The following is a 26,509-nucleotide window of genomic DNA, read 5'->3' as shown; positions in this document are numbered from 1 at the left end:
GGATGCGGGGTCGGACGGACCTGGCGGCGCCGGCGATGACGAGGTGGCAGGACCGACGAAACGGCGGATCTCCATGTCGCCTGTTCGGCTGGCAATGGTGGTTGGTGTGGTTGCCGTCCTCGCTATGGGTGGGCTGGTCGGATGGTTGGGGTTCCGCACGTATCAGTTGCATCAGCATGAAGAACAACGTGCGCTGTTCCTTCGGGTTGGTCGACAGGGCGCGGTGAACTTGACCACCATCGATTATCAGAATGTGAACAACGACATCCAGCGCATACTGGACTCGGCTACGGGCCATTTCTATGACGATTTCTCGAAACGCTCGCAGCCCTTCATCGACGTCGTCAAGAAGGTGCAGTCCAAGTCGGTGGGAACGGTCACCGAGGCGGGTTTGGAGTCCGTGTCGGGCAATGAGGCTCAGGTCTTGGTCGCTATCTCTGTCAAGACTTCCAACCTTGGTGCCGAGGATCAGCCGCCGCGTGCTTGGAGAATGCGGATTGACGTGACGAAAGTCGCTGACGGTGCAAAAGTTTCGAACGTCTTGTTTGTGCCGTCATGAGCCCGCGGTCCGGTAAGGCCGGTGGCGGCGAAGCGAACGAGCCGGAGCTTGGGCCCGACGCTGTGCCCGCCGAAACCGAGTCCGCGACCGAAGGCAATGAGGCCGCGGATGTCGAGGAAACGACCGACGAGGTCGAAGACGGCACGTCGGTAAGCGAAGACGTTGAGGACACCGACGACGTCGATGCGGAGTCAGTGGACGAGCCGTCCGATGATGAGTCCGAAGCCGATCACGGCGGCAAAGATGGTGGGGAATCGAAACCTAAACGCACCATTAGTGTTTCGCGGATACTGGCTTTCGGCGTGCTTCCGTGTCTGGTGTTGTTGCTGGCGGTGGCCGGAGCCTATTTGAAGTGGCAGGCCGCGTCGCTCGGCGCCGCGCAGACCAGCAGCGTCGAGTCTCTTGCTGCCGCCAAGGACGGCACCGCAGCGATGCTGTCCTACCAGCCCGACACCGTGGAAAAGGACCTAGGTGGCGCCCGTGACCGTTTGACCGGCGTCTTCAAGGACTCCTACACCCAATTGACCCACGACGTCGTGATCCCTGGCGCCAAACAACGGCATATCTCGGCGGTTGCCACCGTCCCGGCCGCGGCCTCGGTGTCTGCCACTGCCAGCCATGCGGTGGCCCTGGTGTTCGTCAACCAAACCGTCGTCGTCGGTAACGATCCCCCGAGCGCTACCGCCTCTAGCGTCCGGGTCACCATGGATAAAGTCGGTCAGCGGTGGCTGATCAGCGGCTTCGACCCGGTCTAATCGACGCGCCAAAGCTTTCGGCCGGCCTTTCAGGTCGTGAACAGAGTTGGCCCAATGGCTTTGTAGATCTGCCGAAGACCATCGCCTGCGCCGATGTCACTGAGCCTGCGGTGTTTTCGGTAGGCGATGGTGCGTGAGGAATTTCAGGATCTGACGACCGCTTCCGGGTAGTGCTCGCGAACCCCGGGGTGTGCTACTCGCCCAGTCCGACACCACGCCGCCATCGATCCCGAGATCCAAGGCGTTGTCCAACATCCCGGGCGTCGACAGCGCGGCGCCGCTGGGGACGCTCATCAGCGGCGGCCGCGGTTCTGCCCAGCGCTGGGCAAGGTACGCGATCCAGGGCAGCCCGAAATGATGGCGAAGAATGGAAATAGGCTAGCGCCCACCAGGACACCAGCCTATGCATCGAATATAAAGATTCTCTATCTCGAAAACTAGGATTTGTGAGACACCTCACTGCACACCGAGCTGCTGCCTCCGTGCAGAATCGGCCGGTCGATTTTCCGGGGGTTTCGAGTTCAAGCGCGGCCGCAGCCCCTTGCAGGCTCAATATTGTTGAGGCCCAGCATGTTTGGTTCGGTTTCTATCCGGCACCGCAGGCGCCGGACCGACACATGGCAGTCGATGGCGAACGGGAAGATTCTTGCCGCGCGGAGAGCATGTTGCATCACGACGTTATGACACCGCCGTGAGACACCAGGTCTCGGCACGCTCAGTACGGCAGCGGACCGGGATCCGATTCGGTCACCGCCCAGCAGTCGGACGGATCTCCGGTCATCACGGACCAGGTTGCGCAGCGGGTTGCCGATGAACACTGACTTGTGGGGATCGCGCACGTTCGGCAACACCCAGTGCACGATCGCCCCACCATGCGAGAACGCGACAGGGCTCGGTTCGCCGCTGTCGTAGATGTGCTGGACGGCGCCTCGAATTCTTCGCCGTAGATGGGGCCCGGGATCCGTGCGCGACGGCCACCGGAAGTCACCCCTGAATTCACGCGGAAGCGTCTACATGACGTGAATCAACGGCGCCCGCGCGACTCGGCAGCCGAAAGTCCGGCGATTCGCGGGGCTGTCCGCCGATAGCAGTGAATGCGCGGCGCTCCTGTCACCCGCCACACCGGATGATCTAGGTTTGCAGCTATGACTCCGTACGACCTCGGGTTACTGATCCTGCGGCTGGTGTTGGGCGTGACGTTGGCCGCGCATGGCTACAACAAGTTCTTCGGCGGCGGCCGCATCCCGGGCACCGCGCGCTGGTTCGAGAGCATCGGGATGAAGCCCGGGAAGTTCCACGCCACCGTGGCGGCTTCCACGGAAATGGCCGCCGGTCTGGGCCTGGCCGCCGGGCTGCTCACCCCGATCCCGGCGGCGGGCTTCGTCTCGCTGATGCTGGTCGCGGCCTGGACGGTGCACCGCGCCAACGGTTTCTTCATCGTCAAAGAGGGCTGGGAGTACAACCTGGTGCTGGCGGTCAGCGCGGTGGTCGTGGCCACGCTGGGCGCCGGGAAATTCAGCCTGGACTACCTGGTCTTCGGGAAGAACTGGATGGACGGTTGGCACGGTCTGCTGATCTCGGTGGTGCTTGGCCTGGCCGGGGCCATCGGTCAGCTGGTCATCTTCTACCGGCCGCCGGCCAAGCAAGCCGGTTAGCTCCTAGGCACCGCATTCGCCCGACGTCGAGTTGTTGGGCCAAAACGCGGGCGCTGCGCCCAACTAGTCCGATCGCGAGCGCGGCGGAGCCGGGCGAAGCGGGTCGCCGCCAGCACGACTAGTCGACGCTCGAGGCCACGACGGCGGCCGTGTCGGCTGCGGTCACCTCGGCCGCGGCGCGCTCGCCCGAGCGAATCGCACCGTCGATCCACCCGCACATGACGGCCGAGCTCTCGGTGCCGGCCCAGTGGATGCGACCACAGGGTTCGCGCAGGGTGTAACCGAATTCGGTCAGCACGCCGGTGGGGGCGTGGCTGATCATGCCGCCGCCGGAATAGCGCTCCATCGTCCAGTTTTGTTCGTGAAATTCGCGGTGGTCGTTCGCCTTGCTCCCGAAGCGATCAACGAGCTCACCGATGATCACCGCTTTGCGCTCGGCCTCGTCGAGCCCGCTCAGCCGCCGTGCCGCGGGTCCCTCGGTGATGACGCACATGACCCCCGGGTTTCCGGTGTCCGTGCAGGCGTCGATGGTCAGGGTGGCCGGGGATCCCGGCGCGGCCGACTGGCCGCACAGCCCGTCGGCGCGCCAGAACGGGTCGTCGTAGACGACCGAGATCTTGACGACGGCACCGCTCGGCATGCGCTGGTGCAGCAAGGCTCGATCCACCGGCAGCGTCGGCTCGTAGACGATCGAGGTGGCGATGGCCAGCGGGATCGCGACGATGACCCGCCGCGCCCGCACCGTCAGGCCGTCCGCGCTGACCGTGACACCCTCGGCATCCTGGGCGATCTGCCGGACCGGCTGCGACAGGTGCACCGCTTCGCCGAGCTCGGCGGCGACCTGGCGGTAGATGGCGCCCATCCCGCCGACGGGGCGGGCGTCCTGCGAGCCACCCTTGCCGGAAATGGCGAAGGTCGGGCCGCCGGCGGACCCCGTCTGCAGCAACGCCCACAGCAACGACGTCTCCGACCCTGCCGACGTGTACAGGCCGGCCAGGGCCATGTCCAGCATCTCGCGGGCCTGCCTCGACATCGTGTTCTTCTCGATCCACGCGCCCAGACTGATCCGGTCCCACTCGGCGGCTTCCGTTGCCTCCCAGGGGGCTTCGCGCGGTATTGATTTGGACATTCGCTCGAACGACATCAAGCCGAGGCCAAGGTTGGTGACGGCCCACGGGCTCATCGTCCAGGGGATGGTGCCGCCGTAGCGGTGCTTCTTGCCGCCGACGATCATCATGGCGTCGCCGTCGTTGTGCTGCTTGTACTCCGGCACGCCGAACTCGTTCATCAGCGCGTAGATCCGGTCCTGGCCCGGGCCGATCCACGCGCCGCCGCGATCGATCCACGTCCCGTCCGGGCGGGTCTCGGTGAAGGTGCGGCCACCGACCCGGTCACGCGCCTCCAGCAAGGCCACCGACTGGCCCGCCCGCTGGAGCCGCAACGCGGCCGTCAGGCCCGCGAATCCCGCTCCGACCACGCAATAATCGACCTCAGACACGGCTGGCTCCTCAACCTAGCCCACCCCAGCAGCAAACTACACCGAGCGGCTGTCCGCGGTGGCGGGTTAACGCACATTTCCGCGCGCATTCGCGTGCATGTCCGCCCGGCATAGGGTGCGGAGTCTGCGTGCACGAGCACAAGGTTGACCGCCGGTATCGGCAAGGCCCCGTCGATCAGTGCCCGCACGCTCATCGCCGCGGTGAGGCGTTCGTCGCGCACCGAGCGCGTGAAACGCGTCCATCCTTCGACGCTAACCTCACGGTATGGATCCCTTTCCACTCGGTGAGTTTTCGGTCAACCGCGTCGGCTTCGGCGCCATGCAGTTGCCCGGGCCGAACGCGTTCGGCCCGCCGCGCGACCGCGACGAAGCGCTGGCCGTGCTGCGGCGCGCGGCCGAACTCGGCGTCGATCACATCGACACCGCCCACTTCTATGGACCTGGCGTCGCCAACGAGTTGATCCGCGCGGCGCTTCACCCGTACCCGCAGAACCTGGCGCTGGTCAGCAAGGTCGGCGGGCGCCGCGACGAGAACGGTGCCTGGCTGCCGGCCGGCGATCCGGCCGAGTTGCGCCGCGACATCGAAACGAACCTGCGCAGTCTCGGTGTCGAGCGGCTGGCCGTGGTGAACCTGCGGGTGTTCGAAAGCAACGGCGCCGACCGGCTGTTCGACGACCAGTTATCGGCCATGATCGGGGCGCGCGACGCGGGATTGATCGGCGGAATCGGGTTGAGCAACGTCAGCCGTGAGCAGCTGGTGCGTGCGTGCGAGCGCACCGAAATCGCCTGTGTGCAAAACGCATTCAACCTGGTCCACCAGGAATCGGCCGTGGTGCTCGAGGAATGCGCGAAGCGGGGGATCGCCTTCGTTCCGTTCTTCCCGCTGGGCGCGGCGTTCATGCAGCCCAATCCGGTACTCAGCCACGAGGTGGTTCAGGAGATCGCGCGGCGCCTCGGTCGCACACCGGCTCAGGTCGCGTTGGCCTGGACGCTGGGCGTGGCCTCCAATGTGCTGCTGATCCCTGGTACCTCGTCGGTGCGTCATCTGGAGGAGAACGTCGACGTCGCCGCGATCGAGCTGGACGACGAGGCCCGCGAACAGCTGAACGCGATCGCCGCGTAGTTCTCGCCCAACGTGTACTCACTGCGAAAAAACAGCCGCCCGAATTTCGCGGTGGTCGCACGTCCGGCGCACAACGGAAAGCGCGGCCCGAGAGCTACCTGAGTTCGGCCGACGACAGGCCCAGCAGCCGGCGCGCGACCACCAGCTGCTGGATCTGTTGGGTGCCCTCGAAGATGTCCAGGATCTTCGAGTCGCGCGCCCATTTCTCCAGCAGTGACTGCTCGGAATAGCCTGCGGTGCCAGCCAATTCGACGGTTTTGAGGGTGACGTCGGTGGCCATTCGGCCGGCCTTGGCCTTGCTCATCGACGCTTCTTTGGAGTTGGGGATCCTGTTGTCGGCCTGCCACGCCGCCCGCAACGACAGCAGGTAGCTGGCCTCCCAGTCGGCTTCCATCCGCAAGAACTCCGATGCCGCCGCGCTCTGGGCGTGCGAGGGTTTGTCGTAGGAGATCTGGACGCCGGCCTCGGTGAGGATCTTGCGAATCTCCTCCAGCGCGGCGCGGCCCACACCGACGGCCATGGCGGCGACGATGGGCCGGGTGTTGTCAAAGGTCTCCATGACGCCGGAAAAGCCTTTGCCGACCACGATTTCGGGGTTGCCGAGCAGGTTTTCCTTCGGAATGCGGGCGTTGTCGAACCGGATGGCCGCGGTGTCGGAACCCTTGATGCCGAGCTTGTGCTCGAGTCGTTCGACCGTGACCCCCGGGTGCTCGCGCGGCACGACGAACGACTTGATCGCCGCGCGGCCCTGTGATTTGTCCAGCGTGGCCCACACCACGATGTGGGTGGCGCGTGACCCGGCGGTGACGAAGATCTTCTCGCCGTTGATCACGTACTCGTCGCCGTCCAGAGTGGCGGTCGTCGCGACCGCCGCCGAGTCCGACCCGAAGCCGGGTTCGGTGATCGCCATCGCCGCCCACACCTTGCCCAGGCGCTGCAACTGCTCCTCGTTGGCGACCGCGGAGATGGCGGCGTTGCCCAGCCCCTGGTAGGGGACCGACAGCATCATCGCGAGGTCACCCCAGCTGGCCTCCAGCGTCTGTAGCAGTGCGGCCATGTTCGCGCCGTTGTGGTTCTTGTCCCGCTCTTCGTCCTCACCGCCCAGGGCGTTCGCTCCCGCGAATTCGATTGACTCCGAGGCCCCTTCGAAAAGGCTGAACAGGGTGTCGAGCTCGACCGGATATGCGTGTTCCTTGAGGTCGTACTTGCGGGCGATCGGCCGCATCAGCTCAGCGGCACCCTGATGTGTCTTGGTGGTCACCGCTTGCATCTTGCAGGGTAGTTCCAGATTGATTGCCATGATTGAACTTTCAGCTCGGATTAGACAATGACTTAGATGACGACGACGCCCTCGGCGACACCGATGGCCCGCAGGTCGCGGTACCAGCGCTCGACCGGGTGCTCCTTGATGTAGCCGTGGCCGCCGAGCAGCTGAACGCCGTCCAGGCCGATCTGCATGCCCTTATCGGCGCCGAGCCGCTTGGCCAGCGCCGCTTCGCGGATGAACGGCAAGCCCTGTTCGGCACGCGCCGCGCCGCGCCAGGTGATCAGCCGCAGCCCGTCCAATTCGATGGCGATGTTGGCGCACATGAAGGCCACCGCCTGGCGATGGGCGATCGGCTCACCGAAGGCCTCGCGTTCCTTCACATACGGGACGACATAGTCGAGCACGGCATGCGACGTGCCGACGGTCAGCGCAGCCCAGCCCAGCCGCGACAGCGCGATCGCCTCGGAGTAGTCCTGGTCGGTGGCTTCGTCCTCGCCGAGCCGGGCGCCCAGCGGTACCGACACCCCGCAGAGTTCGACGTGCCCCAGGGCCGCCGCACGGATCCCCATGCTCGGATCCGCCTTCACGGTGAGGCCTTTCGCCGACGACTCGACGATGAACAAGGCCGGCTTGCCGTCCAGCTGGGCACCGATGATGAAGAGCTCGGCGTCGGCCGCCGCCGGGACCAACGACTTCACCCCGTCGAGGCGGTACCCACTCGGGGTGCGCACCGCGGTCGTCTTCAGCCGGGTGGGGTCGAACAGCGGTTGCGGTTCGGCGATGGCCACGCAGGCCTGTGGCACGTTCTCGCCGGAGAACTCCGGCAGGTAGGTGGCCTGCTGGTCGGCGCTGCCCCAATGGGTCAGCGCGGAGGCGACGCCGCCCGGGGCCAGCAGCGGCAGTGCCAGGCCCATGTCGCCGTAGGCCAGCGCCTCGGCGACCAGCACGTTGGTCACGCTGGAGCGGTGCGCGGCGATGCCGTCGAAATCCTCGGGAATGTTGATCGCCGTGATGCCCAGTTCGGCGGCCTTGGCGATCAGGTCGCGCGGGTAGGTCGCCGCTTCGTCGGCGTCGTGCGCCGCGGGCCGCAGCACTTCTTCGGCGAATTCATCGAGGGTCTCGACGATCATCTTCTGGTCGTCGTCGGGCGTCAGGTCGAAGTAGTCCTTGCCGCTGGACTTGAGTCGGGTCGGCCCGCCGCGCAGGTTCTGGACCCGCTTGAACTGACGTGAAGCCGTGGCGGCCGTGGAGAAGATTGTCTTCGTGCCGTAGCGCAGGCCGCGGTTGAGCGGGTCGCGCAGATGGTATTTGTCCAGGAACTGCTGCCCGACGAGCGGGGTGAGCAGCGCGATGGCGATATCGATGCCGGTGCGTTTGTGCGGTTGCAGCCCGACCCCGGATTTGCGGTCGCCCCGTTTGGCGCGTGGTCGGGCGGTTGTTCGTGGGGAACCGGAATCGGTCATGTGTCAGCGGCCTCAGGTTGTTGGGCAGGCGGATAGGGCCGATCTTACTCCGGAGTAAGATCAGAGAGAACACTTGTTAACTAATTCACAGCGGCGTCGCCGCGAGGGCGTCGAGAACCTGCTGCTGCAGCAGGCCGTTGGTGGCCACGGCGCTACCTCGGTGCGGCCCCGCGGTCCCGTCGAGCGCCGTCAGCGTCCCGCCCGCTTCGCGCACCAGGATGTCCAGCGCGGCGAGATCCCATACCGACACTTCCGGTTCCGCGGCGATGTCGACCGCCCCTTCGGCCACCAGGCAGTAGGACAGGAAGTCGCCGAATGCGCGCACCCGCCACACCGCGTCGGTCAGCGCGATGAAGCGGTCCCGCACGCCGCGCTGTGCCCATCCGGTCAGGCTCGAGAACGAAAGGCTCGCCGAACTCAGTTGCGCCACTGAGGAAACCGACAATCGTCGCGGCGGCGCGCCATTGATCGCGACGAACGCGCCCTGGCCGTGCGCGGCCCACCACCGGCGCTGCAGCGCCGGGGCGCTTACGGCGCCGACGACGGGGACGCCGTCCTGCAGCAACGCGATCAAACTGGCCCAGACCGGCACCCCGCGAACGAAGTTCTTGGTGCCGTCGATCGGGTCGATGATCCACTGCCGCCCGGTGAACGCGGTGTCTCCGCCGAACTCTTCGCCGACGATGCTGTCGTTCGGCCGTTCGCGCGCGAGCACCTCCCGCAGCTCGGTTTCGACCGCGCGGTCGGCGTCGGTCACCGGCGTCAGGTCCGGCTTTGTCTCGATGCGCAGGTCCAGCGCGCCGAATCGGGAGGAAGTCAACGCGTCCGCGCGGTCGGCCAGCAGCAGCGCCAGCGCCAGATCGTCGTGGGTCACGCCAGCAGTCCTACCATGGCGGCATGTGGGAATTTGGACTGCTGCTCCTGCTGGTGGCCGTGTTGGCGGTATTCCTCGTCCAGCGCTTCGTGCCGCGTGGCCCTCGCGGTGAGCTGCTGAGCGGCACGCTGCTGGTGACCGGAGTCAGCCCGCGACCCGACGCCACCGGGGAGCAATTCGTCACCATCGCCGGAGTGATCAACGGTCCCTCCGTCAACGAACACGCGGTGTATCAGCGCATGGCCGTCGACGTGAATCAATGGCCGACCATCGGCCAGCTGTTTCCGGTGCTGTATTCGCCGAAGAATCCGGACAACTGGAGAATCGCTCCGCCGGTGCCGCCCGCTGCGCCCGGGCCGCAGGAGCCACCGGCGGGCTAGGGGCACACCAGCCCGCCGCGGGCATCGTCACCCGCGATGGTTGAGGTTGTCGACCACACCCCGCAGCATCTCCGGGTTCCGCAGGAACGGCGTGATGATGTCGACCGGCAACGGGAAGACGACGGTCGAGTTCTGATCCGCCCCCAGCTCCAACAGCGTCTGCAGGTAGCGCAATTGCAGCGAGGCCGGGCTCTTCGACAGGGTCTCGGCGGCCTGGCGCAGTTCCTCCGATGCCTGCAGCTCGCCGCGCGCGTTGATGACTTTGGCGCGGCGTTCGCGTTCGGCCTCGGCCTCGCGGGCCATCGCCCGCTGCATCGACTCGGGGATTTCGACGTCTTTGATCTCCACCACGCGGACCTGAATACCCCAGGGCTCGGTCTGCTTCTCGATGATCGTACGCAGATCGCTGTTGAGGTCCTCGCGGTGCGCGAGCAGCGTGTCCAGGTCCGCCCGGCCCAGCAGCGATCGCAGCGTCGTCTGGGCGATCTGCGAGGTGGCAACGGCGTAGTTTTCCACTGCCAGAATCGCTTTCAGTGGATCGGTCACCTGGAACATCACGACGGCGTTGACACGGGCCGGCACGTTGTCGCGGGTGATCACCTCCTGCGGCGGAATGGTGAGCGTTACCAGGCGTTGGTCGACGCGAATCATCTTGTCCACAAGCGGAACAAGAAGCCGCAGTCCGGGGCGGTACAACGGACGCACATGCCCCATCCGGAACACAACTCCGCGTTCGTACTCACGTAGCACCGCCAGCGACCACGTCGCGAGCACCACCAGCACAACGATCCCGGCGGCGATGAGGCCGATCACGAGGGTGGTCATGTCGCGTTGTCCTCCTTGTTTTTCCATCCGCCGCCCCAGCGGGTGGAATACCGGTCGATCGCGGCGGCCGCCTGGTCCTCGATCGCGGTGCGGTGCGGCAGGTATTCGGGGGCGTTGGACGGAGTGTTCCACAGGTGGCGGACGAGCGGTACTCCGAGCAGCGCGACGATCAGCACGGTCGCGGCCAAGACCAGCGCGTCGGCGGCCGAGTGGTTGGCGATCAACGTGGCCACCGGCAAGACGATCCCCAATGCGGCCACGCAGCAGGCGATCCCGCGGTGGAACCGGCCGGCATCCGAATGCGGCCACGGGTCGACCTCGCGGCTTATTTCGCGGCCGTGGTCGGAGGTGGTGCAGTCGGATTTGACGGGGCAGCTGTTACACACGACCGGCAGCGCGCGATACCGCATCACCCGGTGCTTCGGATCGAATGACGTCGGCCACAGCCAATGATCCTGCGGACATATCCATGCGTCATGGTCGGGTCGGTAGGTGAATTGGCCTGTGCGCCAGCGCGCCGCGTGCGCGGACGCCCGGCGCGCCATGACGTCGAAACTCCAGCCGACGGCCAGCAGGGCCAGGGAATACCCGGCAATCAGCCACACCGATGTTGCCGGCGGCGCCATCGTCAGTCCGTCGCCGGAACAGCGGCGTCGGCCGCGGCCAGGGTGTACAACGGATTTTCGGGCAATTCCTGAGTCGTCGTTCCCGACCGGAAGTTGCGCAGGGCGATCCAGGACATCCAGACGAACGGCAGCACACCGCCGACGATCAGGATGATGTCGCCCGGCATCCGCAGCCATTCGAGCACCGAATTACCGGGCTTGGTGATGTAGCCCAGCGACCGCGCCTCGAAGTAGCCGTCGTTGACCGAGTGGTAGAGCTGGAGCACGCCCAGCGGTAGCAGGGTGGCGAACACCATCCATGCCAGGCCGATATTCATGCACCAGAACGAGATTCGGGCCAATTTCTCCGGCCACTTGTCGGCCGGGATCACATAGCGGTAGGCGAACATGGCCAGGCCGACGGCGAGCATGCCATAAACCCCCATCATGGCCGCGTGCGCGTGGTTGGCCGTCAGCGCGGTGCCGATCTGGTAGTAGGAGACGATCGGCAGGTTGATCAGGAAGCCAAAGATGCCTGCCCCCAAGAAGTTCCAGAATCCCACCGCGACCAGGAACATGACCGCCCAGCGGTGCGGGAACGGCTTGGCGTCACCGGACTGTTGGTGGGCACCCAGCTGCAGGAACGCCCACGCCTCGACCGTCAGGAAGGTCAGCGGGATGACTTCGGCGGCAGAGAAGAACGCGCCCAGCGCCATGTGCTCCACCGGGGTGCCGGAGAAGTACAGATGATGCATGGTGCCGATGACGCCGCCTGCGGAGTACAGAATGATGTCGAGGAAGATCACGCCCAGCGCGATCCGCTCGCGCACCACCCCGAGCAGCACGAACATGTAGGCCACCATCACGGTGGTGAACAGCTCGAGGAAGTCCTCGACCCACAGGTGCACGACCCAGAACCGCCAGAAGTCGGCGACGGTGTAGTGGGTGCCGCTACCGGCCAGCACGCCCACGGTGTAAAACACGGGGATCGCCAGGCCGGCGAAGAAGAACAGCCAGGGCATGTTCATCTTCGACTCGCCCTTGAGCCTGGCTCGCATGCCGCGCCAGATGATCGCTATCCACACGAACAGGCCGACGATCAGCAGGATCTGCCACAACCGCGGTAGATCTAGATATTCCCACTGCTGGGAAAACAGCCCGCCTTCGGGAATCACGCCGTAGATGGACAGCGCCTCGGTGATCAGCGAGCCGAACACCACCAGCGCCACCGCGCCCAGCAGCACGTACGCCAGCAGCGCCTGACGTCTGGGCTCCCGGCGCGCGATGAACGGCACCAGGAAGATGCCGCCGGCCAGAAATGCCGCCACGGTCCAGAACAGCGCCAGCTGTAGATGCCACGTGCGGGCCAGGTTGTAGGGCAGCACGCGGGCCAGGTCCAGCCCGAAGAACGTCGACAAATCGGCCCGATAGTGCTCCGCCGCCGCGCCCAGCAGCGTTTGCCCCAGGAACAGCACGGACACGATCGCAAAGAACCAGATGCAGGCCCGCTGGGCCGGGGTCAGGCTCACCTCGCCGGGCTGGCGGAACGACAGCGTGGACGCCTCGGCGCTATGCCAGCCCACCTTCTGGCTCCAGCGTCCATAGATGGCGAACATGATCCCGATGCCACCCAGCAACGCGATCAGCGACAGCGCCGACCACACGATCACCGCAGCGGTCGGACCATTCTCCACGCGCTTTTCGGCGGGCCAGTTGTTGGTGTAGGTGTATTTGTGGCCGGGGCGTTCGGCCGCGGCTGCCCACGCCGTCCAAGCGAAGAACCCTGTCAGCTGGCGAATCTGCGTCTTGTCGGTGATCAGGTGTGGCAACAGTCCGTATTTCGTGGAGTTCTCACCGAAATAAGCGGCGAAATAACCTTGAATGCGGTCGAAGGCCGCAGCCTGCCGGTCGGTGAACACCAGCGTCTTGGTCGCCGGGCTGTAGCGGTTGGTGCGGAACTCGCTCACTACCCGGTCGTGCGGATCGGCCATGCCTTGCGCGCGTAGTTGATCGGCGACGTCGTCGGTGGACCTCCGCAGGTACTCCGCGGTGTAGTCGGGTCCCAGGTAGGCGCCGTGGCCCAGCACCGAGCCGTATTCCATCAGCCCACGCGCCTGGTAAATCTCCTGACCTCGCGTGATGTCGTCGCCGGTGAACAGCAGCTGACCGGATTCGCTGACAACTTTGTCCGGCATCGGCATCGATGCCGAATACGTGCGGTAGGCCAGTATGCCCATCACCAGGAAGCCGAAAATCATGACCAGGGCGACGCCCTGGACCCAGCCTTTTCCGACCAGGGGTTGTGACGATGGCTGTTGAGCGGATGTCCGTTGAGTGGTCATGTGCGAGGTCTCCCGTCTAGGTGGTGGCTGGTCGTGCCCGCGGTCTCGCATGTCAAACAAACCTGGTTTCGTCCGCACTCAGTATTCGGTTGCTGGTGTCGCGATGGCAACAGTAAATTTCGGCTGGTTAGGGGCCCATAGGGTCAAATGGCACCTATTTCGGGACCAATGCCTCTGGGGGAGAGCGGTTTACGGCGAATATTCTGAGAGTGAACGGGGTGGCCAACACCCGTCCACCGCTCAACGAAGGAAGTCGCGATGAGCAAGGTGTATTCAGTCCCCGCGATTGTCGTTGGAATCGACGGATCTCGGGCGGCGATACACGCGGCGGTATGGGCGATCGACGAGGCGGTCAGCCGCGATATCCCGTTGCGGCTCGTGTACGTCATCGATCCGCGGGATACCTCTGGTGTGCGTGCTGGCGACACCCTGCTCGCCGTCGCGCATGCCGCGTTGGTCGACGCCCATCGCGCCGTCGATGCCGCCGGCGAACCGGTCAAGGTGGAAACAGAGATTCTTTGGGGCAAAACGGTTCTCAAGCTGGTCGAGGAATCGAGGTCGGCGGTCATGATTTGTGTCGGCCAGATCGGGCTCAAGCACGCCTGCCACGGTGGACCGTCGGTTGCGTCCTCATTGGTCCGCTTGGCGCTGTGTCCTGTCGCGATAATCCAACAGTCGGCGAGACCCCGGGTCAGCAGCGTCGTCGTTGAAGTGGACAACGGCACGGTGTTGCGGCACGCGTTCGAGGAAGCGAGACTGCGCCGAGCCACACTTCGGGCGGTGAGGATCTCGAAAAACACCCGCGACGGCACATTCGGAAACCCAACGGCGCATGCGCAATTGGATCGCCGACTCACACGGTGGACACGGTTGTACCCCGACGTCCACGCCGAGCAGGCCGTTGCGGGCGGCAGCGTGGACCGATACCTGCGCGCCCACCCCGAGGCGGGCCGGCTGCTGGTCACCGATTCCTACCGCGCCGAGCATCTGTGCGACGCGGGGCACTCCGTGCTCGCGATTCGCTGCGGCAACCTATAACTCGGGTTCCGGGCCGAACCGGAAATGGCGACCGGTGACTTCGGTCGGCGTGATCCGCACATAATGCGGCTTGACCGTCGCGGTCCACGGCAGTAACTGCGCGCGTTCGGCGTCGTGAATGTCCGCGTCGGTTCTCAACAGCCGCGCGCGACCGCGGACGATGACACTCCAGCCCTCGATCAGGTTGTGGTCGTCCACCTCGAAGACAACCGCGTGGTTCGCCACCGCCGAGAACAATTTGGTGCCCTCGGCGGTCCGGAACAGCACGGTGCGGTCTTGCACGACGAAGTTGACCGGAAAGATCTCGGGCTCACCGGCGAAGTTGGTGACCAGCCGGCCAAGCGCGACACTGCCCAACAGATTCCAGTTCTCGTCTTCGGCAAGCACGCTCACCGGTTCGTCGCGACCCACGACCTCAACGCTACGGAGAATCGATGGGGTTGAGTAGAGCCGTTCGTCCCCGCGACGCAGGTGGAATCGGCGATCAGCCGTGGCTCACCCGAAGCAACTTGGCCAAGCTCGGCAGTTTGACGCGGGGACGCCCGTGCGGCTCCCCGGCGGCCCGCTCATGGGCGTCGATGAGCCCCCAGTGCTCCGAGGTGACCAGTTTGGGCTGGCGCGACGCCAGCCAATCGGCCAGCCGGTCGGCATGGTCTTCCGGGAAATCCGCCAGGCCGCCATCGTCGCCGCGGGCCAGATCGGCGAACAGCGTGTCCACCGTGTCCTGGGAGTCCTTCTTATTGGTGCCGATGACGCCGGTCGGTCCGCGCTTGATCCACCCGACCACGTATTCGTTGCGGCTCCCGTCGATTCGCCCGCCGCTGTTGGGGATCGTCGCGGTCCGTTCGTCAAACGGCAGCCCCGGGGTGGGCACGCCGCGGTAACCGACCGAGCGCACCACCAACTGAACCGGTAGCTCCTCGCGCTCGCCGGTGTCGTTGGCGGACACCCGCCCGTTGGTGTCGGTGGCCAGCTCGTTGCGGCCGAGCACGATCCCTTCCACCCGGTCGTCGCCTTTGATCTCGATCGGCGAGGTCATGAAGCGCAGCACGATCCGGCGGTGTCCCGGGCGCGGGGAGCGTTTCGCGTAATCGCGCAGCACGTTGATGTTCTGCTTGGCCGTCTTGCCGATCGCGGCCGCATCCTCGTCGCTCACACCCTCCAGCTGGGCCGGGTCGACGATCACGTCGACGTTTTCCAGTTCGCCCAGCTCGCGGAGCTCCAGCGTGGTGAAGGCGGTCTGCAGCGGCCCGCGCCGTCCGATGACCACCACTTCGTCGACGCCGCACGGGCGCAACGACTCCAGGGCGTGGTCGGCGATGTCGGTCTGCCCCAGGACGTCGGGGTCGGTGACCAAGATGCGCGCGACGTCGAGCGCGACGTTGCCGTTACCGACGACCACGGCCCGGGCGCCCGACAGGTCGGGCGTGGCCTCCTCGAAGTTCGGATGCGCGTTGTACCAGCCCACGAAATCGACGGCGGCGATGCTGCCCGCCAGCTCCTCGCCGGGGATGTTCAGCGTGCGGTCGGACTGCGCCCCGACCGCATAGACGACGGCGTCGTACTGCTCGGCGAGCTCACTGGCTTGCACGTGTTCGCCGACCGAGATGTTGCCGAAGAACCGGAAGCGCGGGTCCTGGGCCGTCTTCTCGAATTGCTTACTGATCGACTTGATCTTCGGGTGATCGGGCGCGACACCGGAGCGCACCAGCCCCCACGGGGTGGGAAGCATTTCGAGCATGTCAACGGCGACATCGGTGTCTTCCGACGCGTCGGCTGCCTTCAGCAGGGACGACGCGGCGAAGAACCCCGACGGTCCAGAGCCGACGATGGCAACGTGGTACGGGCGCATTCTCGACCTTCTCTTCGGGCCCGGTTCAACGCGCGGAGGCTGTCGCACGCAACGCGGGGCGCACATGATCGTGACTTGACTCTAAACGCATGATCGCTGGTTGTGATTTCAGCACTCGCCGGTGGCTGAGCTGCTCGGAGGGCCCCGGGTAACGTTGTCGGCTGTGGAACCCGACCGTCAAGCCGATATCGCCGCCCTCGACTCCACCCTGACCACGGTGGAGCGGGTGCTCGATGTGGACGGTCTGCGCACCCGCATCGAGAAGCTCGAACACGAGGCGTCCGATCCCCAATTGTGGGACGACCAGGCCCGCGCCCAACGGGTCACCAGTGAGTTATCTCACGCTCAGGGCGAGCTGCGCCGGATCGAGGAGCTGCGGGGGCGCCTGGACGATCTGCCGGTGCTCTACGAGCTGGCGGCCGAGGAAGGCGGGGACGCCGCCAGCAAGATCGACGCGCTGGCCGAGGCCGACGCCGAGCTGAAGGCGCTGCAGGCCGAGATCGAGGCCACCGAGGTGCGCACCCTGCTCTCGGGCGAGTACGACGAGCGCGAGGCGCTGGTCACGATCCGTTCCGGCGCCGGCGGGGTGGACGCCGCCGACTGGGCCGAGATGCTGATGCGGATGTACATCCGGTGGGCCGAGCAGCACAAGTATCCCGTCGAAGTGTTCGACACCTCCTACGCCGAGGAGGCCGGCATCAAGAGCGCGACGTTCGCCGTGCACGCCCCGTTCGCCTATGGCACGCTGTCAGTGGAGCAGGGCACCCATCGGCTGGTGCGAATCAGCCCGTTCGACAACCAGAGCCGGCGTCAGACATCGTTCGCCGAAGTCGAGGTGCTGCCGGTGGTGGAGACCACCGACCACATCGATATTCCGGAAGGCGATGTGCGCGTTGATGTTTACCGCTCGAGTGGCCCGGGCGGCCAATCCGTGAACACCACCGACTCCGCGGTACGTTTAACCCACATCCCAACGGGTATTGTCGTGACCTGCCAGAACGAAAAATCGCAGTTGCAGAACAAGATCTCGGCGATGCGAGTGCTTCAGGCAAAGTTGTTGGAGCGCAAGCGATCCGAAGAACGCGCTGAGCTAGACGCGTTAAAAGGCGAAGGTGGCAGTTCGTGGGGCAACCAGATGCGCTCCTATGTGCTGCAGCCCTATCAGATGGTCAAGGACCTGCGGACCGAGTACGAGGTCGGCAATCCTGCGGCCGTCCTGGATGGAGACATCGACGGATTCCTGGAAGCGGGAATCCGTTGGCGCAACCGAAAAGATGACGAATAACACAAGCGTTCTTGCCGCAGCTATGACGTCAGCGACGCACCGCTGGCACGACTTCTGGCGGGGTGAGATCGGTGAGTGGCTCATCACCAGGGGTCTTCGGATCGTCATGGTGCTGATCGCCGCGGTGCTGGCGGCCCGGTTCGTCAACTGGGTGGCCCAACAGGTGACCCGACAGCTCAACCTGGGCTTCGCCGAAAGCGACGCGCTGGTGCGCTCCGAAGCCTCCAAGCACCGCCAGGCCGTGGCGTCGGTGATCTCCTGGGTGTCGGTCGTCATCATCGGCATCTGGGTCATGATGCAGATCGCCGATGTGCTGCAGTTCTCGGTGGGGGGACTGGTCGCGCCGGCCACGGTGGTTGGTGCCGCGCTGGGTTTCGGGGCGCAGCAGTTGGTGAGGGACCTGCTGTCCGGCTTATTCATCCTGATGGAGAGGCAGTACGGTTTCGGCGACCTGGTCACCCTCACCGTCGTTGCCGCGACGGAGGCCAGCGGCACGGTCGAGAACGTGACGTTACGGGTGACCCGGTTGCGCTCGGCGGACGGCGAAGTGTTGACCATTCCCAATGGGCAGATCGTCAAGGTGGTCAACCTGTCCAAGGATTGGGCGCGCGCGGTGGTGGACATCCCGGTGTCGACCAGCGCCGACCTGAACCGGGTGAACGAGGTTCTGCACCAGGAATGCGGCCGCGCAACGGAAAACCCCGTGCTGGGGGAATTGCTGTTGGATGCACCCACCGTCATGGGCGTGGAAAGCATCGGAGTCGACACCGTCACCCTGCGGCTGGTGGCCCGGACCCTGCCCGGCAAGCAGTTCGAGGTCGGCCGGCAGCTCCGCGTCCTGGTCATTCGGGCGCTGGCCCGCGTCGGCATCGTGACCGCGGCGGACGCGCGGGTGGGGCTCGTCGAGGACCCGTCCGTCCCGGCCGCCCAGGCCGCCGAACAGCCCACCGACGATGAAGTCCAAGCTGCGGGGCAGAAGCGTTGAAGTTCACCCTGAACATCCTCGAAAAGCGCGGCGACGACACGGATGGGGAACATCGCTGGCCGAATTACGTCTTCGGCGGCCGGATGCGCACGTCGACCTTCGTGCTGATCATCGCTTTCTTCGTGGCGTGGTGGGTCTACGACACCTATCGCCCGGAACCGGCGCCCAAACCCCCGGCCCAGCAGGTAGTGCCGCCCGGGTTCGTGCCCGACCCCAACTACACGTGGGTGCCGCGCAGTCGCATCCAGCAGCCGCCGGCCACCGTCACCTATACGCCGACCCCGACGAGCACGCCGCCTCCTCCACCGCCGCCGGTGACGACGACCACAACAACGCCGCCGTTCCAATTGCCGCAGTTGCCGTGCGTGCTCCCGGCGCCGTTCTGCCCGCCCAGCACAACCCCGCCCACGCCGGCGCCGCAGCAACCGCAGCCGGGCCTCGGCCCGGCGCCGACGTCGCCGCCCCCGGCCAGTTGACTTCGCCTGCCAGCGAAAATCACCGCTACACTGGCGTGCCGTGATGATCACCCTGGACCACGTCAGCAAGAAGTACAAAGCGTCGGCGCGCCCGGCGCTGGAGGACGTCAACGTCAAGATCGACAAGGGTGAATTCGTCTTCCTGATCGGCCCTTCAGGCTCGGGCAAATCGACGTTCATGCGGCTGCTGCTGGGCGCCGAAACCCCGTCAGCCGGAGACGTCCGGGTGTCAAAATTCCACGTCAACAAGCTGCGCGGGCGTCACATTCCGCGGTTGCGCCAGGTCATCGGCAGTGTTTTCCAGGACTTTCGCCTGCTGCAGCAAAAGACGGTCTACGAGAACGTCGCCTTCGCCCTGGAAGTGATCGGCAAACGGACCGACGCGATCAACCGGGTGGTGCCCGACGTGCTGGAAACCGTCGGCTTGTCCGGCAAAGCCAATCGGCTGCCACACGAGTTGTCCGGTGGTGAGCAGCAGCGGGTGGCGATAGCCCGCGCGTTCGTCAACCGGCCGCTGGTACTGCTGGCAGACGAGCCGACGGGCAACCTCGACCCAGATACCAGTAAGGACATCATGGATTTGTTGGAGCGGATCAACCGCACGGGGACGACGGTGCTGATGGCCACGCACGACCACCACATCGTCGACTCGATGCGCCAGCGGGTCGTCGAGCTGTCGTTGGGCAGGCTGGTTCGCGACGAGCAGCGCGGCATCTACGGGATGGACCGCTAAGTGCGCTTCGGCTTCCTGCTCAACGAGGTCCTGACCGGACTTCGCCGCAACGTCACGATGACGGCTGCGATGATCCTGACGACCGCGATCTCGATCGGGCTGTTCGGCGGTGGGCTGCTGGTGGTCCGGCTGGCCGACAATTCCCGGGAGATCTATCTCGACCGCGTCGAGACGCAGGTGTTCCTCACCGACGACATCTCCGCCAACGACGCAACGTGCGCGTCCGCGCCGTGTAAGGCGCTGCGCGACAAGGTCGATGCGCGGCAAGACGTCAAATCGGTGCGGTTCGTCAACCGGCAGGACGCCTACAACGACGCCATCAAGAAGTTCCCGGAGTTCAAGGATGTGGCGGGTAAGGACTCGTTTCCCGCGTCGTTCATCGTCAAACTGAACAACCCCGAACAGCACGCGGAATTCGATGCCGCGATGCAGGGTCAGCCCGGGGTGCGAAGCATCCTCAACGAGAAAGATCTCATCGACCGGCTGTTCGCGGTGTTGGACGGCTTGCGGGATGCCGCGTTCGCCGTCGCGCTGGTGCAGGCCGTCGGGGCGATCCTGTTGATTGCCAACATGGTGCAGGTCGCGGCGTACACGCGACGCACCGAGATCGGGATCATGCGGCTGGTGGGTGCCAGCCGGTGGTACACCCAGCTACCCTTCCTGGTGGAGGCGATGCTCGCCGCGTCCATCGGTGTCGCCATCGCCGTCATCGGTCTGATTTTGGTGAGGGCATTGTTCCTGGACAACGCGCTGAGCCAGTTCTACCAAGCTCACCTGATCGCCAAGGTCGACTACGCCGACATCCTCTATATCACGCCGTGGCTGTTTCTGCTCGGCGTGTCGATGGCGGCACTGACGGCATACGCGACCTTGCGCCTCTATATCCGGCGATAGCTGTGGCCAAGGGTTCCGGCCGGGCCAAAGCGGCGGGCGGCAAAGGTGGCAGCAAACAGGTTATTGCCACCAATCGCAAAGCGCGGCACAACTATTCGATCATCGAATCGTTCGAGGCCGGAGTGGCGTTGCAAGGCACCGAGGTCAAGAGCCTGCGCGAAGGTCAAGCATCGTTAGCAGACGCGTTCGCAACCATCGACGACGGCGAAGTCTGGTTGCGTAACTTGTACATTGCGGAGTATCAGCACGGTAGCTGGACCAATCATGACCCGCGGCGCAACCGAAAGTTGTTGTTACATCGGCAAGAAATCGACAGGCTGGTCGGCAAGATTCGAGATGGTAACCTCGCCTTGATGCCGCTGTCTCTGTATTTCTCCGAGGGCAAGGTCAAGGTCGAATTGGCTCTTGCGCGCGGCAAAAGGGCTTACGACAAGCGCCAGGACATGGCGCAGCGCGACGCACAGCGCGAAGTGGTCCGTGCACTGGGGCGTCGAGCAAAGGGCATGACCTGATCGGGGCCGCTTACGCCCAGCTGTCGGCCGTTACTTACGGTGTCAGCGATTTTGTGGGCGGAGTCGCGGCCCGGCGGGTGGCCGCGCTGCGCGTCATGCTCGTCGCCTACCCCATCGAGACGCTCCTGTTGGTCGTCATGGCCGCCTTCGTCGGTGGCCCGATTCATGCCGGTGCGGTCTTGTGGGGCTGCCTCTATGGCATCGGCATGGCCTTCGGCATGTGGGCGTTCTTTGCGGCGCTGGGTTCCGGACCGATTTCGGTCGTCTCACCGTTGGCGGCCGTCCTGAACGCCGCGGTGCCCGTGGCGGTCGGTATGGCGTTGGGGGAGCGGCCGGGGCACGCGGCCCTGGTGGGTGTCGCCCTGGCCCTGGCGGCGGTGATGCTGGTCAGCCGCGAGGCCCCCGTGGAGGGATCGCCGTACCGATTCACCCCAAAAGTGGCCTGGCTCACGGTCGTTGCCGGCTCGGCGATGGGTCTGAACCTGGTGTTCCTGCATCAGGCTCCGCATGTCAGCAAGCTCTGGCCCCTGGTCTTCGCCCGGGTGGCGGCCAGCCTGGTGGTGTTCGCCATGGCCGGAACAAGCCAGAACCTGAAGGTGCCCCGCGGGCGGCCGTTACATTTGGCGGTGGCGGTGGCCGTGCTGGACATCTTCGCCAACATCACCATGCTGGTGGCCCTGCACACTTGGCTGCTGTCGTTGGCCAGCATCTTGATCTCGCTCTATCCGGCCGCGACGGTGGTGCTGGCGGTGGTCGTGCTGCGCGAGCGGGTGACCCGTTTGCAGGGGATCGGCATGGTGCTCGCCATGGGATCCGTGGCGATGATCGCCTCGGCCTGACGCGGCCTTCTGTCGAGCGCGCAGCCGATCGGCCTACGATCCTGACCATGGCCGATCGCCGCGTCACCAAGCTCGACAAGTCCGCCGTCCTCTCCGGTCTCTTCGCCGTCTGGGACGACATCGACGCGCTGTTGGCCGGATTGTCCGAGACGCAATGGCGGGCCGCGAGTCCGCTGCCGGGCTGGGATGTCAAAGCCCTGGTGTCGCACATGATCGGCACCGAGTCCTTCCTCGCCGGCATCGCCGCACCCCAGCCCGATATCGACGTCTCCGCGCTCGAGCACGTGCGCAACGACATCGGAGCGATGAACGAGTGCTGGGTTCGCCATCTGGGCGCGCACGCCGATGCCGACGTGTTGGAAAGCTTCAGGGCGATCACCAACGATCGGCGCACGGCTTTGACGAACCTGTCCGACGAGGAGTGGGACGCGGTGACGCCGACTCCCACGGGCCCGGACACCTACGGCCGTTTCATGCGGATCCGGGTGTTCGACTGCTGGATGCACGAGCAAGACATCCGCGTGGCGCTTGGGCGCCCACCGTCCGATGACGAGCTCGCCCGTCCCGCGGCGTCGCTTGCCGTCGACGAAATGGGCGCCACGATGGGCTACGTCGTGGGAAGGCTGGCCAGGGCCCCCGAGGGGTCACGCGTCCAGTTCGAGCTGACCGGCCCGCTGGCCCGCACCATCCGGGTGAGCGTCGACGGCCGCGCCGCGGTGGTCGACGACTTCGCCGGGCGGGAGCCCACCGCGACGATCCGGCTGGACGGGCTGCAGTTCACCAGGCTCGCCGGCGGCCGGCCGATGTGCCCCGCGCGTCGTCAGGACGTCGAGCTCGGCGGCGACAAAGAGGTGGCCGCTCAGATCGTCGAGCACCTGAACTTCGTGATCTGATCGCTTTTCGTCGCCTTTTCGCGCCTTTCGCGCCACTCACTCTCGCGCGAACGTCGGGTTGTTGCGCTGATATCGGGGGCGGATTCAAGGGGTTTTCCGCGCAACGAGTCGACGCTCGCCCTGCGCTGGAAGATAATCCCGTTGCCGCTGGTTGATAGGCAGGTACCATTGATATTCCTGCCGAAAGTCGGCGGGGTGCGAGGGGCTGAAAGGTTTCGACTTCGCGCATCGAATCAAGGGAAGCGTGCCGGTGCAGGCAACTGACCACCGTAAGCGTCGTTGCAAACAGATAAGCGCCGATTCACATCAGCGCGACTACGCTCTCGCTGCCTAAGCGACAGCTAGTCCGTCAGACCGGGAACGCCCTCGACCCGGAGCCTGGCGTCAGCTAGAGGGATCCACTGATGAGTTCGGTCGCGGGACTTATCGGGACACCAACAGCGACTGGGATCGTCATCCTGGCTTGTTCGCGTGACCGGGAGATCCGAGTAGAGGCATAGCGAACTGCGCACGGAGAAGTCTTGAGGGAATGCCGTAGGACCCGGGTTCGATTCCCGGCAGCTCCACTGAAAAAGGCCCTGGTATGCGGGGGCTGAAATGCTCACGGCTGATGAAGGCTACGAGGCCTCGTCTTCGGCGGGGGAGTCGTCGCCTTTGGCGAGGTGGCGCAGGACTCGTTCGTTGAGGGCGGCGAGCATGTCAAGCTCAGCCGGGGTGAGCAGGTCGATGAAGTTCCGGCGGACGTCCTCCACGTGCCTGGGCGCCGCCTTCTCGATGGCGGCGCGGCCCGCCGGCAGCAGACAGACCATCGTGCTGCGGGCGTCGTCGGGGTTGGGCTCGCGGCCGATCAGCCCGCCCTTCTGCATGCGCCGCACCTGGTGGGAGACACGGCTCTTCTCCCAGCCCAGCGTGTTGCACAGGTCGCGGGCGGGCATGCGGTCCCCGTCATGGCCCGAGAGCACCGCCAGGATCTCGTAGTCGGCCCCGGACAGGCCGGATCCCTGCAGGCCCCGGTTCAGGTGCACGTCGAGCCGATGATGCGCGTGCTGGAAGGCCCGCCAGGCGCGGTCTTCGCGAGGGTTCAGCCAGTTCGGTTCCATCTCCCCCATGCTACCCGATTGGTTGACGCATCAACAAATTCGGATTAAGGTAGATACGTCAACCTTTTCGACATCATCTCCAAGATTGGACACCCTCATGAGCAGCATCAGCATCATCGGCACCGGGAACATGGCCCGCGCCATCGGCGCGCTGGCGGTAGCGGGCGGCAACACCGTCGAGGTCATCGGCCGCGATCAGTCCAAGGCCGCTGACCTGGCCAAGGCTCTCGGCGGCAGCGCGACGACGGGAGAGTTCGGCGCCGTCCCGGCCGGGGACATCGTCATCGTGGCCCTGCTGTACGCCAATGTCGTTCCGGTCGTCACCCAGTACGGCGACGCCCTCGCGGGCAAGGTCATCGTCGACATCAGCAACCCCTTCAATTCCGCGGCCGACGGGCTGGCCATCCCCGATGGCACCTCGATCGCGCAGGAAGTCGCCAAGGCCGCCCCGGCCAGTGCCAGCGTGGTGAAGGCATTCAACACGATTTTCGGTGTTGTCCTCGCCCAGGGCCGGCCGCTCGACGTCTTCATCGCCGGCGACGACGCGCGCGCCAAGGCGGGCGTGGGGGAGTTCATCGAGAGCCTCGAGCTGCGCCCGCTGGACGTCGGCGGCTTGAACATGGCGCACTGGCTGGAAGGAACGGGCGTGGTCGTGATGGGCCTCGCCCGTCACGGGGTGGGGAATTTCGACTTCGCCCTCGGCGCCACCGTTCCCGGCTGAGCCGTACCGCCGAACGAACAGGGGCGCCCGCGCCCTGCCAATGGTTGATAAATCACCGAAAGGATTCTCACGATGAAGCTTGGTTTCGCAATTCCCATAGTCGGGCCCGCTATCAGCAGCGCCGCTGGTCTGAGCGCGTTCTGCCGCGGACTCGAGGACCTTGGCTACGACACGCTGTGGGTCGGGGATCGCCTGGTCACGCCGGTCGATATGCATAGCACCTATCCGGGTAAAGAGCAGCCGTACCCGCCGCAGATGACCCGCTACCTCGATCCGGTGCTGCTGTGGACGGTCGCCGCGACAGCGACCAGCCGGGTGCGGCTGAACTCCAGCACGCTCAGCACGTTCTACTACGAGCCGCCGCACCTGGCCCGGCTGCTGACCACGCTCGACGTGCTCAGCGGCGGCCGCCTTGATGTTGGCGTGGGAATCGGGTGGATGAAGGACGAACACGACATCGCCCGCGGCGCGGACTGGCGCCGGCGCGGGAAGATGCTCGATGACCTGTTGGCCTTCCTGCACGAGTGGTGGACGACCACCCCGGTGTCCTGGGAGAGCGAGTTCTTCTCGCTGCCGCCGGTCCATGCCGACCTGCGCCCGGTCCAGGCCGGCGGTCCGCCCATCTGGATCGGCGGTGTCAGCGAGGCCGCGATGCGCCGGGTCGGCCGCAGCGGCATCGGCTGGCTTGGGGTCGAGGGGCTACAGGACGAGGTCACCGACCACTTGTGGTCGATTGCGCGCGGTGCGGCGCAGGACGCCGGCCGCGACCCTGACGCGTTGAAGACGGCCATGCGGATCAACCTCGAACCGGGTACGTCGGTTGACTCGGTTGCCGACAAGCTCGAGCGCTTCGCCGGGTCCGGTGTTGATGAGGCGATCGTGGATGCCTTCGCAATGTTCCCCAGCCTTGACCAGTTGCTTGACTTCGCGGGTCAGGTAATCGCCCGACGGGGTGATCATGGGAAAGCTTGACGGCAAGGTAGCGGTGATCACGGGTGGATCAAGCGGTATGGCGCTGGCCGGTGCCAAGTTGTTCGTTGACGAAGGAGCTCATGTTTTCATCTCGGGTCGGCGGCAGGAAGCTCTGGATGAAGCCGTCAGGCTGATCGGCCGGAACGTGACCGGCGTGCAGGCTGATTCGGCCAACCTGGACGATCTGGACCGGTTGTTCGACGCGGTCAGGCGGGAAAAGGGCGCCGTCGACGTGTTGTGGACGAGTGCCGGGATGGGCGAGGAGCGCAAGCTCGGCGAGATCACGCAGCAGCACTTCGATGCCACTTTCGGGCTGAACGCGCGCGGCACGCTGTTTACGGTGCAGAAGGCGTTGCCACTGTTCAACGACGGTGGCTCGATCTTCATGACCGGGTCAATCGCGTCGGTTAGGGGCTTTCCTTTCTGGAGTGTGTACGCGGCGAGCAAGGCTGTACTGCATGCCTACGCTCGCGTGTGGTTGTCCGAGTTGAAGGACAGGAGGATCCGGGTCAACGTGCTGACCCCTGGCCAGGTCGCCACGCCGATACAGGAGCAGTTGTTCGACGAGGACGCGAAGGCGCAGTTTGAGGCATTGATCCCGCGGGGAAAGATGGGCGGTCCTGGGGAGATTGCGACGGTCGCACTGTTCCTCGCCTCGGACGACTCAAGCTATGTCAATGGTATGGAGTTGATTGTCGACGGCGGCACCACGGCAGTCTGACTACCCACCAAGCCTGAGCGGAGGGCATGCCTGCGCGGAGGAATGGACTTCACGGCCCCGGATCATGGCCCAGGTGGGCGGATGTTTGACGCGATATTTGAGAATCGGCCGTCCGATCGGTGCTGCACGACCACTAGGTATG

The 26,509-nt window shown here is 65.4% G+C and carries 28 protein-coding genes and 1 other RNA gene; 19 read left to right on the top strand and 10 right to left on the bottom strand.

Features of this window, described 5'->3' with window-relative positions:
- From EPN51_RS10455 to EPN51_RS10440, 4 genes are all read left to right on the top strand, one after another.
- Window positions 1-559 (top strand): Mce protein (locus tag EPN51_RS10455; protein ID WP_293041654.1); only part of this gene is annotated, 559 nt, incomplete at its 5' end.
- Window positions 560-621: 62 nt separating this feature from the next.
- Window positions 622-1,314: a hypothetical protein gene (locus tag EPN51_RS10450; protein WP_293041668.1), complete on the top strand. Its 693-nt coding sequence runs from the start codon at window positions 622-624 to the stop codon at window positions 1,312-1,314.
- A 190-nt stretch (window positions 1,315-1,504) separates the two neighbouring features.
- Entirely contained in the window at window positions 1,505-1,672 is a 168-nt protein-coding gene (locus EPN51_RS10445; RefSeq protein ID WP_293041652.1) for a hypothetical protein, read from the top strand.
- A 787-nt stretch (window positions 1,673-2,459) separates the two neighbouring features.
- Window positions 2,460-2,969: a DoxX family protein gene (locus tag EPN51_RS10440; RefSeq protein WP_293041649.1), complete on the top strand. Its 510-nt coding sequence runs from the start codon at window positions 2,460-2,462 to the stop codon at window positions 2,967-2,969.
- A 118-nt stretch (window positions 2,970-3,087) separates the two neighbouring features.
- On the opposite strand, the gene EPN51_RS10435 is transcribed toward EPN51_RS10440, so the two are convergent.
- Window positions 3,088-4,467, bottom strand: coding sequence for an FAD-dependent oxidoreductase (locus EPN51_RS10435; RefSeq protein WP_293041647.1), 1,380 nt, complete (start codon window positions 4,465-4,467; stop codon window positions 3,088-3,090).
- Between the two features lie 265 nt (window positions 4,468-4,732).
- On the opposite strand from EPN51_RS10435, the gene EPN51_RS10430 reads away from it, so the two are divergent.
- Complete coding sequence (locus EPN51_RS10430; protein ID WP_293041644.1) at window positions 4,733-5,590, top strand: oxidoreductase; 858 nt, start codon at window positions 4,733-4,735, stop codon at window positions 5,588-5,590.
- Between the two features lie 94 nt (window positions 5,591-5,684).
- On the opposite strand, the gene EPN51_RS10425 is transcribed toward EPN51_RS10430, so the two are convergent.
- The 3 genes from EPN51_RS10425 to hisN all read right to left on the bottom strand — a co-directional run bounded on the left by EPN51_RS10425 (window position 5,685) and on the right by hisN (window position 9,194).
- The gene (locus EPN51_RS10425; protein WP_293041642.1) at window positions 5,685-6,890 is read right to left on the bottom strand and encodes an acyl-CoA dehydrogenase family protein; all 1,206 of its coding nucleotides are present in this window, start codon (window positions 6,888-6,890) and stop codon (window positions 5,685-5,687) included.
- A gap of 32 nt (window positions 6,891-6,922) precedes the next feature.
- Window positions 6,923-8,320, bottom strand: coding sequence for an acyl-CoA dehydrogenase family protein (locus EPN51_RS10420; RefSeq protein ID WP_293041639.1), 1,398 nt, complete (start codon window positions 8,318-8,320; stop codon window positions 6,923-6,925).
- 85 nt (window positions 8,321-8,405) lie between these two features.
- Window positions 8,406-9,194 (bottom strand): histidinol-phosphatase, encoded by a 789-nt coding sequence (gene hisN, locus EPN51_RS10415; RefSeq protein ID WP_293041636.1) that lies wholly within the window; start codon window positions 9,192-9,194, stop codon window positions 8,406-8,408.
- 23 nt (window positions 9,195-9,217) lie between these two features.
- Here hisN and EPN51_RS10410 point away from each other — a divergent pair, with 23 nt between their 5' ends.
- Window positions 9,218-9,574, top strand: a complete 357-nt coding sequence (locus EPN51_RS10410) for a hypothetical protein (RefSeq protein WP_293041634.1) — start codon at window positions 9,218-9,220, stop codon at window positions 9,572-9,574.
- Between the two features lie 27 nt (window positions 9,575-9,601).
- Here EPN51_RS10410 and EPN51_RS10405 read toward each other — a convergent pair whose 3' ends face one another.
- Genes EPN51_RS10405 through EPN51_RS10395 form a run of 3 tightly spaced genes read right to left on the bottom strand, consistent with a single transcriptional unit; the run spans window position 9,602 to window position 13,346 of the window.
- The gene (locus EPN51_RS10405) at window positions 9,602-10,399 is read right to left on the bottom strand and encodes a slipin family protein (RefSeq protein WP_293041631.1); all 798 of its coding nucleotides are present in this window, start codon (window positions 10,397-10,399) and stop codon (window positions 9,602-9,604) included.
- Complete coding sequence (locus tag EPN51_RS10400) at window positions 10,396-11,025, bottom strand: hypothetical protein (protein ID WP_293041628.1); 630 nt, start codon at window positions 11,023-11,025, stop codon at window positions 10,396-10,398. The genes EPN51_RS10405 and EPN51_RS10400 overlap by 4 nt, the downstream gene beginning before the upstream one ends.
- Window positions 11,026-11,027: 2 nt before the next feature.
- Window positions 11,028-13,346, bottom strand: coding sequence for a cbb3-type cytochrome c oxidase subunit I (locus tag EPN51_RS10395; protein WP_293041625.1), 2,319 nt, complete (start codon window positions 13,344-13,346; stop codon window positions 11,028-11,030).
- A 258-nt stretch (window positions 13,347-13,604) separates the two neighbouring features.
- On the opposite strand from EPN51_RS10395, the gene EPN51_RS10390 reads away from it, so the two are divergent.
- The gene (locus EPN51_RS10390; protein ID WP_293041622.1) at window positions 13,605-14,384 is read left to right on the top strand and encodes a universal stress protein; all 780 of its coding nucleotides are present in this window, start codon (window positions 13,605-13,607) and stop codon (window positions 14,382-14,384) included.
- Here the strand turns inward: EPN51_RS10390 and EPN51_RS10385 are convergent.
- Entirely contained in the window at window positions 14,379-14,795 is a 417-nt protein-coding gene (locus EPN51_RS10385; RefSeq protein ID WP_293041588.1) for a pyridoxamine 5'-phosphate oxidase family protein, read from the bottom strand. The two genes, EPN51_RS10390 and EPN51_RS10385, sit on opposite strands and share 6 nt — an antisense overlap.
- A gap of 73 nt (window positions 14,796-14,868) precedes the next feature.
- Window positions 14,869-16,236, bottom strand: coding sequence for an FAD-dependent oxidoreductase (locus EPN51_RS10380; RefSeq protein WP_293041585.1), 1,368 nt, complete (start codon window positions 16,234-16,236; stop codon window positions 14,869-14,871).
- Window positions 16,237-16,399: 163 nt separating this feature from the next.
- Between EPN51_RS10380 and prfB the strand changes: the two genes are divergently transcribed.
- From prfB to ssrA, 9 genes are all read left to right on the top strand, one after another.
- Window positions 16,400-17,521, top strand: a complete 1,122-nt coding sequence (gene prfB, locus EPN51_RS10375; RefSeq protein ID WP_293041581.1) for a peptide chain release factor 2 — start codon at window positions 16,400-16,402, stop codon at window positions 17,519-17,521.
- Window positions 17,511-18,506 carry a mechanosensitive ion channel family protein gene (locus tag EPN51_RS10370; protein WP_293041578.1) on the top strand — a complete coding sequence of 332 codons (996 nt, stop codon included), beginning with the start codon at window positions 17,511-17,513 and terminating at the stop codon, window positions 18,504-18,506. Before prfB ends, EPN51_RS10370 begins: the two co-directional genes overlap by 11 nt.
- Complete coding sequence (locus EPN51_RS10365) at window positions 18,503-18,982, top strand: hypothetical protein (protein ID WP_293041575.1); 480 nt, start codon at window positions 18,503-18,505, stop codon at window positions 18,980-18,982. The genes EPN51_RS10370 and EPN51_RS10365 overlap by 4 nt, the downstream gene beginning before the upstream one ends.
- 43 nt (window positions 18,983-19,025) lie before the next feature.
- Window positions 19,026-19,715 (top strand): cell division ATP-binding protein FtsE, encoded by a 690-nt coding sequence (gene ftsE / locus EPN51_RS10360; RefSeq protein ID WP_293041666.1) that lies wholly within the window; start codon window positions 19,026-19,028, stop codon window positions 19,713-19,715.
- Window positions 19,716-20,609 carry a permease-like cell division protein FtsX gene (ftsX, locus tag EPN51_RS10355; RefSeq protein ID WP_293041572.1) on the top strand — a complete coding sequence of 298 codons (894 nt, stop codon included), beginning with the start codon at window positions 19,716-19,718 and terminating at the stop codon, window positions 20,607-20,609.
- 2 nt (window positions 20,610-20,611) lie between these two features.
- The gene (gene smpB / locus EPN51_RS10350; protein ID WP_293041569.1) at window positions 20,612-21,121 is read left to right on the top strand and encodes an SsrA-binding protein SmpB; all 510 of its coding nucleotides are present in this window, start codon (window positions 20,612-20,614) and stop codon (window positions 21,119-21,121) included.
- Window positions 21,118-21,960: an EamA family transporter gene (locus tag EPN51_RS10345; protein WP_293041663.1), complete on the top strand. Its 843-nt coding sequence runs from the start codon at window positions 21,118-21,120 to the stop codon at window positions 21,958-21,960. The genes smpB and EPN51_RS10345 overlap by 4 nt, the downstream gene beginning before the upstream one ends.
- Before the next feature lie 47 nt (window positions 21,961-22,007).
- Complete coding sequence (locus tag EPN51_RS10340) at window positions 22,008-22,853, top strand: maleylpyruvate isomerase family mycothiol-dependent enzyme (RefSeq protein WP_293041566.1); 846 nt, start codon at window positions 22,008-22,010, stop codon at window positions 22,851-22,853.
- A 201-nt stretch (window positions 22,854-23,054) separates the two neighbouring features.
- Window positions 23,055-23,422, top strand: a transfer-messenger RNA (tmRNA) gene (ssrA, locus tag EPN51_RS10335).
- 48 nt (window positions 23,423-23,470) lie between these two features.
- On the opposite strand, the gene EPN51_RS10330 is transcribed toward ssrA, so the two are convergent.
- Window positions 23,471-23,953: a MarR family winged helix-turn-helix transcriptional regulator gene (locus tag EPN51_RS10330; protein WP_293041563.1), complete on the bottom strand. Its 483-nt coding sequence runs from the start codon at window positions 23,951-23,953 to the stop codon at window positions 23,471-23,473.
- A 97-nt stretch (window positions 23,954-24,050) separates the two neighbouring features.
- On the opposite strand from EPN51_RS10330, the gene EPN51_RS10325 reads away from it, so the two are divergent.
- From EPN51_RS10325 to EPN51_RS10315, 3 genes are all read left to right on the top strand, one after another.
- Complete coding sequence (locus EPN51_RS10325) at window positions 24,051-24,674, top strand: NAD(P)-binding domain-containing protein (RefSeq protein ID WP_293041560.1); 624 nt, start codon at window positions 24,051-24,053, stop codon at window positions 24,672-24,674.
- A 72-nt stretch (window positions 24,675-24,746) separates the two neighbouring features.
- Window positions 24,747-25,646 carry a TIGR03619 family F420-dependent LLM class oxidoreductase gene (locus EPN51_RS10320; RefSeq protein ID WP_293041558.1) on the top strand — a complete coding sequence of 300 codons (900 nt, stop codon included), beginning with the start codon at window positions 24,747-24,749 and terminating at the stop codon, window positions 25,644-25,646.
- Window positions 25,633-26,367, top strand: coding sequence for an SDR family oxidoreductase (locus EPN51_RS10315; RefSeq protein WP_293041555.1), 735 nt, complete (start codon window positions 25,633-25,635; stop codon window positions 26,365-26,367). Before EPN51_RS10320 ends, EPN51_RS10315 begins: the two co-directional genes overlap by 14 nt.
- Window positions 26,368-26,509: the final 142 nt, after the last annotated feature.

The sequence above is a fragment of the Mycobacterium sp. genome (assembly GCF_004298145.1).
In the GTDB taxonomy this organism is placed as follows: domain Bacteria; phylum Actinomycetota; class Actinomycetes; order Mycobacteriales; family Mycobacteriaceae; genus Mycobacterium.
Note: the sequence above shows the minus strand (reverse complement) of the source record. Positions and strands in the feature narration are given on the sequence as shown.